We start from the raw sequence: 12,692 nt of genomic DNA, 5'->3' as shown, positions 1-12,692 counted from the left end.
CCATTTTCCTAGTGAACAATGAGGGAAAGGGGCCTGCGATGAAGTATGAAAAAAGCGACGCCGCTTTGGCGAAACTCACGCCGGAGCAATTTCGCGTAACACAGCAGAACGGTACAGAGCGCCCCTTCACCGGGGAGTATAACGACAACAAACAGCCCGGTATCTATGTCGATATCGTTTCGGGTGAGCCGCTCTTTGCCTCTTCTGACAAGTTCGAGTCCGGATGCGGTTGGCCCAGTTTTACAAAGCCAATCGAGACGGCGCATGTCACCGAGCACCATGATGCGACGCACGGCATGGTGCGCACCGAGGTGCGCAGCGCGCATGGCGACAGCCATCTGGGGCATGTGTTTCCGGATGGGCCGCGCGATCGTGGAGGTCTTCGCTATTGCATCAATTCAGCGTCATTGCGGTTCATTCACCGTGACGACATGGAGGCGCAAGGCTATGGTGATTACCTAAACCAAGTGGAGGACGTCTGATGGCAGAAGAACGCGCAGTATTGGCTGGCGGGTGCTTTTGGGGCATGCAGGATCTGATCCGCAAACTTCCGGGAGTGCACAAAACCCGAGTGGGTTACACGGGAGGTGACGTACCCAACGCAACCTATCGCAATCACGGAACGCACGCCGAAGGCATCGAGATCATATTCGATCCCGAGACAATCAGCTTTCGACAGTTGCTGGAATTCTTTTTTCAGATTCACGACCCGACCACGCCGAACCGACAAGGCAATGATCGTGGTATGAGCTATCGGTCGGCGATTTACTATGCGAACGATGAACAAGAAGCGGTGGCCGAAGATACGATTGCCGATGTGAATGCCAGCGGGCTTTGGCCAGGACGCGTTGTGACGGAACTTGAGCCAGTTGGCGACTTCTGGGAAGCGGAACCGGAGCATCAAGACTATCTTGAACGCATTCCGAATGGATACACTTGCCATTTCGTGCGCCCAAATTGGACATTGCCAAGGCGGGATGCCGCGGAATAGCCGGAAAGCTGTTCAACGAAAGAACTGATTGAATGATCCCGGTGCCGCTTCCGCGCACTGGGTTTTCCTTTGCGTTGATTAAGTTTCTTTGCATCGCCCATGTAAAATCGCCTGTTGCTTGCGCGGCTCAGCCCCCTAATATCTGCCGCACAAGATAGGGAGAGAAACAATGCAAAAACTATTTGGAGCCGGCGTCACCGCCGCGCTGTCATTTGCCTTTGCCGGAGAGGCCCTGGCGACGGAATGGAATGTATCCCTTTGGGGTAAACGCCGCGCCTTTACCGAGCATGTTGAAAAGCTGGCTGAATTGGTCAGTGAAAAGACCAATGGCGAGTTTACTCTGAACATCAGCTATGGCGGACTTTCGAAGAACAAGGAAAACCTTGACGGTATCTCGATTGGCGCCTTCGAAATGGCGCAATTCTGTGCAGGGTATCACAGGGACAAGAACCGTGTGATTACTGTACTGGAACTGCCGTTCTTGGGCGTGAGCAATCTGGAAGAAGAAATGGCGGTCTCGGCGGCTGTCTATAGTCATCCTGCTGCGACCGAAGAAATGGCGCAGTGGAATGCCAAGCTTCTGATGACGTCGCCCATGCCACAGTACAATATCGTCGGCACAGGCGAGCCGCGGGATGAGCTTAAAGACTTCGAAGGCATGCGTGTGCGCGCAACCGGTGGTCTTGGCAAAGCGTTTGAGGCAGTGGGTGGCGTACCAACTTCCGTTACAGCGACCGAAGCTTACCAGGCGATGGAATCTGGCGTTGTCGACACAGTCGCGTTCGCGCAGCACGCCCACCTGAGCTTTGGCACAATTAATCAGGCCGAATGGTGGACCGCCAACTTAAACCCTGGCACCGTGAATTGCCCGGTTGTGGTTAATATCGACGCCTATGAAGGCTTGTCGGATGAACACCGTGCCGCATTGGACAGCTCGGTGTCAGAGGCCTTGGATCACTACCTGGCGAATTATGGTGAACTGCTTAAGAAGTGGGACAGCGTGCTGGAAGAGAAAGGCGTTCAGAAGGTCGAAATCGCGGACAGCGAAATTGAAGCTTTCAAGGCCAAGGCTGCTGATCCCATTCGGGAAGCGTGGATTGCTGACATGGAATCCCAGGGCCTGCCAGGTCAGGAACTTTACGATCTTGTGATCAAGACACTCGAAGATCACCGCAGCGGAAGCTGAATCTAACAAGCCAGCAAACACAAGAAATCAGGCCGGGGAGACCCTCGGCCTGAACACTATACAGGAGGGGGACAATGGCCGGCGCATCCACCGTATTGCAAGATTCCAGCCTGCTCAGTCGGCTGGACCGAGGCTTGCTACAGCTTGAACGTGTGTTTGCGCTCTTTAGTGGTCTTGCTGCCTTTTCCTTGATGTTTCTTGCCGCCTATTCGGTCAGTGGGCGCGAGTTTTTTGGCGCACCTTTGCCCGGCTATGTCGATTGGATTGAGCTTTTGATGCCGCTTATTGCGATCATGGGGGTGTCCTATGTTCAGCGCGAAGGCGGGCATATTCGCATGGATATTCTGATTGGTCAGCTCAACGGTCGCATTCTCTGGGCGCTGGAATTGATCGCTATCCTGTTGATCTTGCTCCTGATGGTGGCGCTGGTATGGGGGAGTTGGTCGCACTTTGATCGCAGCTTTGACATGAGCAAACCGCTGTGGAGCCGGGATAGCACGATAGATATTGGCCTGCCGATTTGGCCTGCGAAACTTCTTGTCCCAGTCGCGTTTTCTGTTCTGTGTCTGCGCTTATGTTTGCAAGCTTGGGGATACGCGCGCGCGCTGGTACTCGGGTTGGAACGGCCCGTTGCAGTGCCCCTCAAGATGACAGTGGCAGAACAAGCTGCAGCGGAAGCAGAACAGTTGGAGGGTCGCGACTGATGGACCCAATAACAATCGGACTTTGGACCACCGCTGGCATGTTGGCCATGGTTGTTCTCGGCATGCGCGTGGCGTTTGCTGCGGGTTTGGCTGGCTTCCTTGGGCTGATTTGGCTGCGTTGGAATGGCTTTGACTATGATCCTGCCCGGTTCTGGAAGGCGGTTGAAGTAAGCGTCAAGGTGGCAGGACAAGTGCCGCATTCAAAGGTTTCGGCGCATGCGCTTAGCCTGATTCCGACATTCATTCTTATTGGATATTTGGCCTACTACGCCGGGTTGACACGTGCTCTTTTCGAAGCAGCAAAACGTTGGATCGCCTGGGTGCCGGGGGGCTTGGCGGTCTCGACAGTGTTCGCCACTGCAGGGTTCGCTGCGGTCTCCGGGGCCAGCGTCGCCACGGCGGCGGTTTTTGCGCGGATCGCGATCCCAGAGATGCTCAAAGTCGGCTACAACAAGCAATTTGCAGCAGGTGTCGTAGCTGCTGGTGGTACCCTGGCTAGCCTTATTCCGCCTTCTGCAATTCTGGTGATCTATGCATTGATCGTCGAACAGGACGTGGGAAAGCTTTTGCTGGCTGGTTTCATCCCCGGTGTCTTCTCGGCGTTTGTCTATGCCATTTTGATCATCACTATCGCCATGGTTTTCAAATCGGTTGGGCCGCCTGTCAGTGGTTTTACATGGCGAGAGCGTTTCGCCTCGCTGCCACCGGCCTTGCCGATTGTCGCTGTGGTCGTGATTATCATCTTCTTTGTCTATAACCCTTTCGGCGATGCCTGGGGCACACCAACCGAAGGCGGTGCCGTGGGCGCTTTCATCGTGTTTCTCATGGCACTCTATCGCGGCATGGGTTGGGGAGAGCTAAAGTCTGCACTCATTGAGACAGCGAAGCTCACTGTCATGATCTTCTCGATCATCTGGGGTGTGCTGATCTACGTTCGCTTCCTCGGTTTTGCCGACTTGCCTGGCGCGTTCTCAGATTGGCTGACCGCTTTGGAAATGTCACCGTGGCTCATTCTGGTTTGCATCCTTTTGGCTTATGCGGTTCTTGGCATGTTCATGGATGCCATTGGCATGCTCTTGCTTACGCTGCCCGTGGTTTATCCTGCGGTCATGGCGCTCAATGGTGGAGAGGATGTTTTGGCAGCTGACAGCACCTTTGGCATGTCAGGTGAGATGTGCGCGATCTGGTTCGGCATCCTAGTTGTCAAAATGGCGGAGTTTTGTCTCATCACACCTCCTATTGGCCTCAACTGTTTCGTGGTTGCGGGCGTGCGTGATGATCTGAGCGTTCAGGATGTGTTCAAGGGTGTGACGCCATTCTTCATCGCAGATGCCATTACGATTGCCTTGCTCGTGGCGTTTCCTGCCATCGTGCTTTGGTTGCCGAGTTTGGCCTAGATCACAAAGAGAATTGCACTTCGGCCCTGAAACGCGAAAAGTAGCTCCGAGGGTCGGAGGCACGCATCATGAAAACCATCACAGAGTTTCCTCATGAAATTGAGGTGCTGGACCCGGTCTTTATCGAGATGTCCGATGGTGTGCGTCTGGTTGCCAAGATCTGGAAACCCAAAGGCACAGAACAGGTTCCAGCTATCCTTGAATACCTGCCGTATCGGCGCAGCGATGGCACCGCCGAACGGGATGCCCTGACCCATCCCTATTTTGCAGGGCATGGCTATGCCGCGATCCGTGTGGATATGCGTGGCTCGGGTGACAGTGAAGGTGTGATGGAGGGGGAGTATCTCCCGCAGGAACAGGATGATGCTCTTGAGGTAATCAACTGGATTACAGCCCAGCCATGGTGCAGCGGTTCGGTAGGCATGATCGGAATTTCCTGGGGCGGCTTCAATGGTTTGCAAGTGGCGGCACGGCAGCCCGATGCGCTCAAAGCCATTGTGTCGATTTGCTCAACCGATGATCGCTATGCGGATGACATCCACTATATGGGCGGCTGCCTGATGATGGATAACCCTTGGTGGTCCAGCTACATGTTTTCGCTCAATACCACCCCTCCAGACCCTTTGGTTGCCGGTAACAAGTGGAAAGAAATCTGGTTGGAGCGTCTTAGGGGCAGTGGTCTCTGGATTTCGGGCTGGTTGCGGCATCAACGCCGGGATGACTTCTGGAAACATGGTTCGGTCTGCGAGGATTTCTCGCAGATCAAGGCGGCGGTCTACGCTGTTGGCGGCTGGGCAGATGGGTATTCCAACGCCGTGTTTCGCCTGCTTGAAGGATTGGACAGCCCGTGTAAGGTTCTTGTAGGGCCGTGGGCGCACAAGTACCCGCATTTTGCCAAACCGGGTCCAGCAATTGGGTTTTTGCAAGAATGCCTGCGCTGGTGGGACTATTGGCTGAAAGGCATTGAGACCGGCATCATGGATGAACCCGCTCTGCGCGCTTGGGTGCAGGATGGCGTGTCGCCACAGACGTTTTACGACCATCGTCCAGGACGGTGGGCTGCAACCGAAAGTTGGCAGAGCCAACAGGTAAAGTCAGAGATTTGGCACCTCAATTCAACGGGTCTTGAGCCTGTGGCACAGAATGCCCAAGCATTGACGCTCTGTTCTCCTCAGACAGTCGGCATGGCTGGTGGCCGCTGGTGCGCCTTTGGGCTCGATCCTGACGGTCCCGGGGATCAGCGCGCCGAAGCGGGTGGGTCGCTGGTGTTTGATACTCCGGTACTGGAAGTGGATTTTAGCATTCTCGGTGCGCCGGAGCTTGAGCTGGAACTGGAAAGTGATCAGCCTGTGGCAATGATCGCTGCGGTGCTGAGTGATGTGATGCCTGATGGGGCCGCAACACGAGTCAGCTACGGCGTCCTCAATCTGACGCACCGTGATGATCATGAACATCCTACGCCTTTGACGCCCGGCAAGCGCTATCGCGTGAGTCTCAAACTGAACGATTGTGGGCACAGGTTTGCGACAGGCCACAAACTGCGTATCGCGCTTTCAACGACGTATTGGCCAGTGATCTGGCCCATGCCCGAAAAGGTCACGCTGCGGATTGTGACGGGGCAAAGCACGGTTGCGCTGCCAGTGCGCCACGCCGCAGACCTGGATGCCGGACTGCCAGAGTTTCTACCACCAGAAGGCGCGGAGCCTCTTGATGTAGAACAGCTTTCCAATCCTGAATTTGAGAATGGGTTCCAATCTGATCTGACCACAGGAGAGGTCACCTATCGTCTCAAGGTGGATGAGGGCGAGATGCGTCATAGCGATCATGAGGGTTGGACCACAGCATCCACGCATGAAGAGGTTTATCGCATTCATCCGGATGACCCACTGAGCGCATCTTTCGATGTGACTTGGACAGAGGAGGTATCGCGCGGCGCTTGGTCTGTCGCAACACGCACCCGAACGCGCATGCATGCGACAAAGACGCATTTCGTTTTGAAAGGAGAGCTAGAAGCACATTGTGGCGAGGACGAGGTGTACCGTCAAACCTGGGATGAGGAAATTCCGCGCGATCTGGTCTAGGCGGGTTTAGGAAAACATGTTCACATAGACAGACGGATTTTTGATCTGATTGGCCACAATCCATGCCCGGAGATACGCAATTCAATATCCTTGTTGTCGTGACGCCGCATTTCAATGTGCTGGCCACGATGGGATTTCTCGATCCGTTTCGCGCGGCGAACTACCTTGAGGGGCAAGTGCGTTTCCGTTGGCTGATCGCGTCGGAGGCAGGTGGTCCTTGTTTGGCCAGCAATGGCACTGAGTTGACGACACGAGCCTTGCCGGAAGATCGGGCTGACTTGGTGGTCGTCTCCAGCAGTTGGACACCTGAACGCCACAGCACGCCTGCCTTGCATTCAGCTTTGCGGCGGTGGGCGCGACAGGGTGCCACTTTGGCGGGGCTCGATACAGGCGCTTTCATTCTTGCCGAGGCAGGATTGCTCGCCAATAAGCGCGCCACGGTTCACTACGAACATATTGATGCCTTTGGCGAGACTCATCCTGAGTGTGAGGTCAGCGAAGAGCTCTTTGTCTTTGACGGCAATCGGCTCACCTGTGCCGGTGGGAGCGCATCGACGGATTTTGCACTCAACATCCTGCGCGGGCTGGAGGGTGATGCGCTGGCCAACGATGCGGCACGCTATATCCTGCATCAAAGCGTACGCCCAATGGGCAGCCCACAAAATGCGGCACCGGTCGAACCATTGGGAAACACGGCACCCGGGTCGGTCCGGCGGGCGATTTCCATTATGGAAAAGAATCTGGAGACGCCGCTTTCGATTGCCGAGATTTGCAAACAAGCTCGCATTTCGCACCGACAACTGGACCGGTTGTTCCACGACTACGTGAAAAAGACGCCGCAGCTGTATTACCGTGATATTCGCCTTGATCGCGCGCGTGGCTTGGTCACGCAAACCGAGATGCCTTTGTCTGAAGTGGCCATTGCCTCAGGCTTTGCCAATCAAGTCCATTTCAGCCGAGCTTACAAAGCGCGATTCGGGCTGCCGCCGCTCAAAGATCGTATTGAAGGTCGGGTTCCGTTCGAGTTTCGCGCCTGGCCAATGCATCGCAAGGCATGACAAACAGGTGTTATGGCGAATAAAGTTAAATTCCAAGCGATCAAGATGACATGAATTGACGTTGTTAAGGGTCAGAATACCCGAGCGCGAAAAGGGAGATTGTTATGACCGAACGGCCCAATCAATCAGAATTCGAAGCCATTTCCCGGGGTTATTCCGCTGATGCGTCAAAATCGTTGTCACTGCGCGCTGAGGCCTATGTTGAGCCGCGCTGGTACGACATTGATCAAAAGGCCGTGTTTGCCAAAACCTGGCAGTGGGTGTGTCACTTTGAGAAACTTCGCAACCCGGGGTCCTATTTGACCACTCAGATTGCAGGTCATCCTATTGCAATTGTCCGCGACCGCGAGGGCGCATTGCGTGCCTTTTACAACGTTTGCAAGCACCGCGCGCATGAGCTTTTGTCAGGCGAAGGCGAGACGACTCGCATCATGTGCCCATACCACGCCTGGGTCTACAAACTTGACGGTCAACTTGTGCGCGCACCCGAGACCGAAAATCTTCAGGACTTCGATATGGGGCAGATCTGTCTCGATCAGGTACAGGTCGAGGAATTCTGCGGGTTTGTGTTTGTTAATCTTGATCCAGAAGCCGCATCTCTGAGTGAGCAGTCGGGCGATCTGGAAACGGAAATACGCCACTGGGCTCCGGATATCGAGCAGCTCACCTTTGGCCGTCGCCTGACCTATGACATCAAGTCCAACTGGAAGAATGTCGTCGACAACTTTCTCGAATGCTACCACTGCCCAACGGCGCACAAGGATTTCTGCGACCTTGTCGATATGGATTCATACAAGGTCACGACACATGGAATTTATTCTTCGCATATGGCCGATGCGGGCAAAGGGACAAACACGGCCTATGATGTCTCAAACGCTACGGTGCGCACCCATGCTGTCTGGTGGCTTTGGCCGACAACCTGCCTGATGCGCTATCCGGGGCGGTCGTCGATGATCGTTCTCAACATAATTCCTGTTGGGCCTGACCGAACGTTGGAAACCTATGATTTCTTCCTTGAAACACCCGACCCCGATCCCATGGAACTTGATGCAATGCGTTATCTTGATGAGGTGCTTCAGGTCGAGGACATCAATCTGGTCGAAAGCGTGCAGCGCGGGATGAACACACCCGCTTTCACCCAAGGACGCATTGTCAATGATCCGTCAGGCTCGGGCAAATCCGAGCATGCGGTGCACCACTTCCATGGGTTGGTTCTGGACGCTTACGAACGAGCCGTGGGATGAGCGCCGATGTGCCAAACATCGTTGTCGTTATGGCCGATCAACTGGCCCCGCACTTTACCGGGGCTTACGGACATTCCGTTGCCAAGACACCGCATCTAGATGCTTTAGCCGCGCGCGGGGCCCGGTTTGATGCGGCCTATTGCAACTCACCGCTCTGCGCACCCTCGCGCTTTGCTTTCATGTCTGGCCAACTTATCAGCCGGATTGCCGCCTATGACAACGCGTCCGAGTTTCGTGCCTCTGTTCCGACTTTTGCACATTACATGCGGATGCTGGGCTATCGCACCTGCCTGAGTGGCAAGATGCACTTTGTTGGCCCGGATCAGATGCATGGTTTTCAGGACCGGGTGACGACCGACATATATCCCGCTGATTTTGCCTGGACGCCGGATTGGGAAGCTGCCGATGAGCGGATCGACAAGTGGTATCACAATATGCAGACGGTCAAGGAAAGCGGACCGGCGGTGGCCACGTTCCAGACGGACTATGACGATGAGGTCGGGTTTGCCGCGCGGCGTTGGTTGATTGACCGAGGACGGGATCGCGCGGCAGGGGATGCAGCGCCATTTCTACTGGTGGCGAGTTTCATTCACCCACATGACCCATATGTGGCGAAACCGGAATGGTGGAACCTCTATTCGGATGAAGACATTGACATGCCCAAGGTGAACTTGCCGCCAGAGGCGCAAGATCCCTTCTCCAAACGGATCATGGACGGCATCGAAGCCAGTTACGTGCCTCTGACCGAGGAAGAAGTGCGCCATGCGCGCCGTGCCTATCTTGCCAATGTCAGCTACTTCGACAGCAAAATTGGTGAGATCGTCAGAACGCTCGACGAGATGGGCGAAACCGAGAACACCATAGTCATTGTCACGGCGGATCACGGTGACATGCTGGGCGAGCGTGGGTTGTGGTACAAGATGAATTTCTTTGAACATTCCGCGCGCGTCCCGCTTGTCGTGGCTGGACCGGGCGTCGCGCAGGACGTTGTGTCAAACGCCTGTTCATTGGTTGATATGCTGCCGACATTCGTAGACTTGGGCGGTGGCGATGCCTGTATCTTTGGGGAACCGGTTGATGGCCGCAGCCTGGTTCCGCTTATGCACGGCGAAACGGATACCGCAGATGAAGCCATCGGCGAGTATTGTGCGGAAATGACGTCTGCGCCGGTGTTCATGATCCGCCGAGGTCGATTCAAATACATACATTGTGATGTTGATCCGCCGCAGCTTTATGATCTGGAAAATGACCCCTCGGAGTTGGTCAATCTGGCCAATGACGCTGCCTATACCGAACAGGCAGCAGCATTTGCTTCAGAAGTCGCCGCGCGTTGGGACAGCGAGAAGCTAAAAACCGACATTGTCGCCACGCAACGCACACGACGTGCGTTGCATGCAGCGATGGAGGCTGGTGCATCGGAAACCTGGGACTACAACCCGCCACGTGATGCAAGCCAGGAATATGTGCGTAACCACTTGGACTGGACGGTCGCGGCGTCCCGCTACAGGTTCCCGCCACTTGAAAAGGAAGAAGGATGATCTTGAAGGGTAAAGTGGCCGTGGTCACGGGTGGTCGTGGTGGCATAGGCCGCGCGATCTGTGATCGGTTTGAGCGCGAAGGTGCCACTGTCTATGCCGCAGATCTGGATGTGTCCGGCTCGCTTGGTCTGCCCGAGGGCAGCGCTCGTTTTCTTAAGCTGGACGTTACCAGCGAGGACAATGTTCGCGCAGTCATGGATCAAGTTGATTCAGAACAAGAGCGTCTGGATATTCTGGTCAATGCCGCCGGGATCGAGATCGAAAAAACGATCGAAGACACCAGCCTTGAGGAGTGGAACCAGTCTTTTGCTGTGAACGTCACGGGTACATTTCTGACCTCGAAATATGCGTTGCCTCTTATGCGAAAGGCAGCGCAAGGGGCGACAAGCGCCAGCATTATCAACTTTGGTTCTTATGACGGACTTATCGCCGACCCTGGTCTGGCGGCTTATTGCGCCACGAAAGGAGCCGTTCACGCACTCACCAGGGCCATGGCCTGTGACCATGGCCCGGAAGGTATCCGAGTAAATGCCATCTGCCCCGGCTATGTCGATACGCCGATGTTGCAGAGCTTTTTCACCGGTGACGGGTCAGGCGGTGGCGGCCAGAGCATTGACCAACTGCAAAAGGCTGTGCGCGATGTGCATCCCATGCGCACTTATGGCACGCCCGAGGACATCGCCAATCTGGTAAACTGGTTGGCCAGCGACGAAGCGCGTTATGCCTCGGGTCAGCTTTGGGTGCTGGATGGCGGGTTGTCGGCCCAAGTGCAGCAGATGCGGTTGTGAGTATCTTGCGAACAGAGAAACACAGGTGAACGTGATGCGGCTCGCAGGGAAGAAGGCACTTATCACTGGTGGACGGCAAGGGATTGGCCGTGGCATCGTTCATGCTTTTTTGGCGGAAGGGGCGCAGGTTTGGGCCTGCGGTCGCAGCGCACGGCCAGAAGACTTGCCAGACGTGGTGGGTTGGATGCAGGCAGACGTGGCCCAGGTTGAGACTGTTGAAACCTTGGCCCAAGGCATAGACACACTTGATGTGCTGGTGAACAATGCAGGTGTTCAAGTTGAAAAAACAGTTGTCGAAAGCACAGACAAGGATTGGGACGCGGTTACAGGCGCGAATTGTCGCGGTGTGTTCAACATGTGTCGTGCGCTGATCCCCAAGATGAACACAGGCGGCGCCATCATAAACATCGGATCCATTTCGGGCCACGTTGCCGATCCCCGCATGGCGCTCTACAATGCGTCCAAGGCTTTCGTACATGGTTTGACGCGGTCCATTGCGGTGGATCACGGACCACGAATTCGGTGCAACGCAATTTGCCCCGGATGGATCAACACCGGCATGCTGGAGGCGGGGTTTGATCTGGCGCGTGATCCTGCCGCTGCGCGTAAAGATGCTCTGTTGCGCCATCCTGTCGGACGTTTTGGGCAACCAGAGGACATCGCGGCCATGGCGGTTTGGCTTGCATCTGATGATGCCTCTTTTGCTACAGGTCAGATGTTCACCGTGGATGGCGGCATGACAGCAGCCTCGCCTCTCAATCCGGGAATGTTTTAATGGCCAATTTTGAGAAAGCCGCGTGCCTTGGAGCCGGTGTCATAGGTGCAAGCTGGACTGCGCTCTTTTTGGCGTCCGGGCGGTCCGTAGCGGTTTACGATCCGGCACCGGAAGCTGAAAAACTGGTGCGGGACTACATCACACGCGCCTGGCCTGTCATGGAGGCGCTTGGGTTGACTGTACGGGGGGATCCTGAGGCTGTCACGTTTCATTTGGATGCGAGCGAAGCTGTTAGGAATGCCGATTTCATTCAGGAAAGTGTACCTGAACGCATAGCAATCAAGCATGCGGTCTTTGCCCAGATCGAACCACATCTGAAGGCGGGCGCCGTGCTTGCCAGCTCGGCTTCTGGCTTGACGCTCGGACAGATGCAGGCTGGTTGGAAGAACCCGTCGCGTATGATTTTGGGACATCCGTTCAATCCGCCGCACTTGATTCCATTGGTGGAAACCATGGGAAATGAACACACCGCGGAAGGCGTGGTAGAGGCGGCGGAAGCATTCTATGCGGATGTGGGAAAAACGACGATCCGCGTGCAAAAAGAAGTGCCGGGCCATGTCGCCAATCGTCTTCAGGCGGCCGTCTGGCGAGAGGCGATCCATCTGGTGCAATCCGGTGTGGCCAGTGTTGCCGACGTGGATAAGGCGATGAGCGCGGGGCCAGGACTGCGCTGGGCGGTGATGGGGCCAACGATGCTTTTCAACCTTGGCGCTGGGCCGGGCGGACTCGCTGCTTTTTGCGATCACTTCAGTGATACGTTTAATGGCTGGTGGGATGATCTAGGCGCACCGGTGCTTGACGATGGAACGGCTGATATGTTGGTCGAAGGCATCAAAGAAGCCACAAAAGGGCGCTCAGTTGAAGACCTGTCAACAGATCGTGACCGTATGATCCTGGCCATGCAACAAGCCCTGCGTGCCAAAGGCTGAG

The 12,692-nt window shown here is 55.5% G+C and carries 12 protein-coding genes; all 12 read left to right on the top strand.

The window, feature by feature from the left end; genetic code table 11:
- Positions 1-38 precede the first annotated feature (38 nt).
- The gene (gene msrB / locus RZ517_RS17540) at positions 39-482 is read left to right on the top strand and encodes a peptide-methionine (R)-S-oxide reductase MsrB (RefSeq protein WP_338549408.1); all 444 of its coding nucleotides are present in this window, start codon (positions 39-41) and stop codon (positions 480-482) included.
- Positions 482-991, top strand: a complete 510-nt coding sequence (gene msrA / locus RZ517_RS17535; RefSeq protein WP_338549407.1) for a peptide-methionine (S)-S-oxide reductase MsrA — start codon at positions 482-484, stop codon at positions 989-991. Before msrB ends, msrA begins: the two co-directional genes overlap by 1 nt.
- A gap of 169 nt (positions 992-1,160) precedes the next feature.
- On the top strand, positions 1,161-2,177 hold the full coding sequence (locus RZ517_RS17530; RefSeq protein WP_338549406.1) for a C4-dicarboxylate TRAP transporter substrate-binding protein: 1,017 nt from the start codon (positions 1,161-1,163) through the stop codon (positions 2,175-2,177).
- 74 nt (positions 2,178-2,251) lie between these two features.
- Positions 2,252-2,881 carry a TRAP transporter small permease subunit gene (locus RZ517_RS17525; RefSeq protein ID WP_338549405.1) on the top strand — a complete coding sequence of 210 codons (630 nt, stop codon included), beginning with the start codon at positions 2,252-2,254 and terminating at the stop codon, positions 2,879-2,881.
- Positions 2,881-4,278, top strand: coding sequence for a TRAP transporter large permease (locus RZ517_RS17520; protein WP_338549404.1), 1,398 nt, complete (start codon positions 2,881-2,883; stop codon positions 4,276-4,278). Before RZ517_RS17525 ends, RZ517_RS17520 begins: the two co-directional genes overlap by 1 nt.
- A 68-nt stretch (positions 4,279-4,346) precedes the next feature.
- Positions 4,347-6,359 (top strand): CocE/NonD family hydrolase, encoded by a 2,013-nt coding sequence (locus tag RZ517_RS17515; protein ID WP_338549403.1) that lies wholly within the window; start codon positions 4,347-4,349, stop codon positions 6,357-6,359.
- A gap of 62 nt (positions 6,360-6,421) precedes the next feature.
- Positions 6,422-7,417 (top strand): GlxA family transcriptional regulator, encoded by a 996-nt coding sequence (locus RZ517_RS17510; protein ID WP_338549402.1) that lies wholly within the window; start codon positions 6,422-6,424, stop codon positions 7,415-7,417.
- Between the two features lie 104 nt (positions 7,418-7,521).
- Complete coding sequence (locus RZ517_RS17505; protein ID WP_338549401.1) at positions 7,522-8,661, top strand: aromatic ring-hydroxylating oxygenase subunit alpha; 1,140 nt, start codon at positions 7,522-7,524, stop codon at positions 8,659-8,661.
- Positions 8,658-10,199: a choline-sulfatase gene (gene betC / locus RZ517_RS17500; protein ID WP_338549400.1), complete on the top strand. Its 1,542-nt coding sequence runs from the start codon at positions 8,658-8,660 to the stop codon at positions 10,197-10,199. The genes RZ517_RS17505 and betC overlap by 4 nt, the downstream gene beginning before the upstream one ends.
- On the top strand, positions 10,196-10,987 hold the full coding sequence (locus RZ517_RS17495; RefSeq protein ID WP_338549399.1) for an SDR family NAD(P)-dependent oxidoreductase: 792 nt from the start codon (positions 10,196-10,198) through the stop codon (positions 10,985-10,987). Before betC ends, RZ517_RS17495 begins: the two co-directional genes overlap by 4 nt.
- Before the next feature lie 34 nt (positions 10,988-11,021).
- Complete coding sequence (locus tag RZ517_RS17490; protein WP_338549398.1) at positions 11,022-11,762, top strand: SDR family NAD(P)-dependent oxidoreductase; 741 nt, start codon at positions 11,022-11,024, stop codon at positions 11,760-11,762.
- Positions 11,762-12,691: a 3-hydroxyacyl-CoA dehydrogenase NAD-binding domain-containing protein gene (locus RZ517_RS17485; protein ID WP_338549397.1), complete on the top strand. Its 930-nt coding sequence runs from the start codon at positions 11,762-11,764 to the stop codon at positions 12,689-12,691. The genes RZ517_RS17490 and RZ517_RS17485 overlap by 1 nt, the downstream gene beginning before the upstream one ends.
- Position 12,692: the final 1 nt, after the last annotated feature.

This window comes from Roseovarius sp. S88 (assembly GCF_037023735.1).
GTDB classification, from domain to species: Bacteria; Pseudomonadota; Alphaproteobacteria; order Rhodobacterales; family Rhodobacteraceae; genus Roseovarius; species Roseovarius phycicola.
The sequence above is the reverse complement of the archived record's forward strand: the minus strand, read 5'-3'. Positions and strand labels throughout refer to the sequence as shown.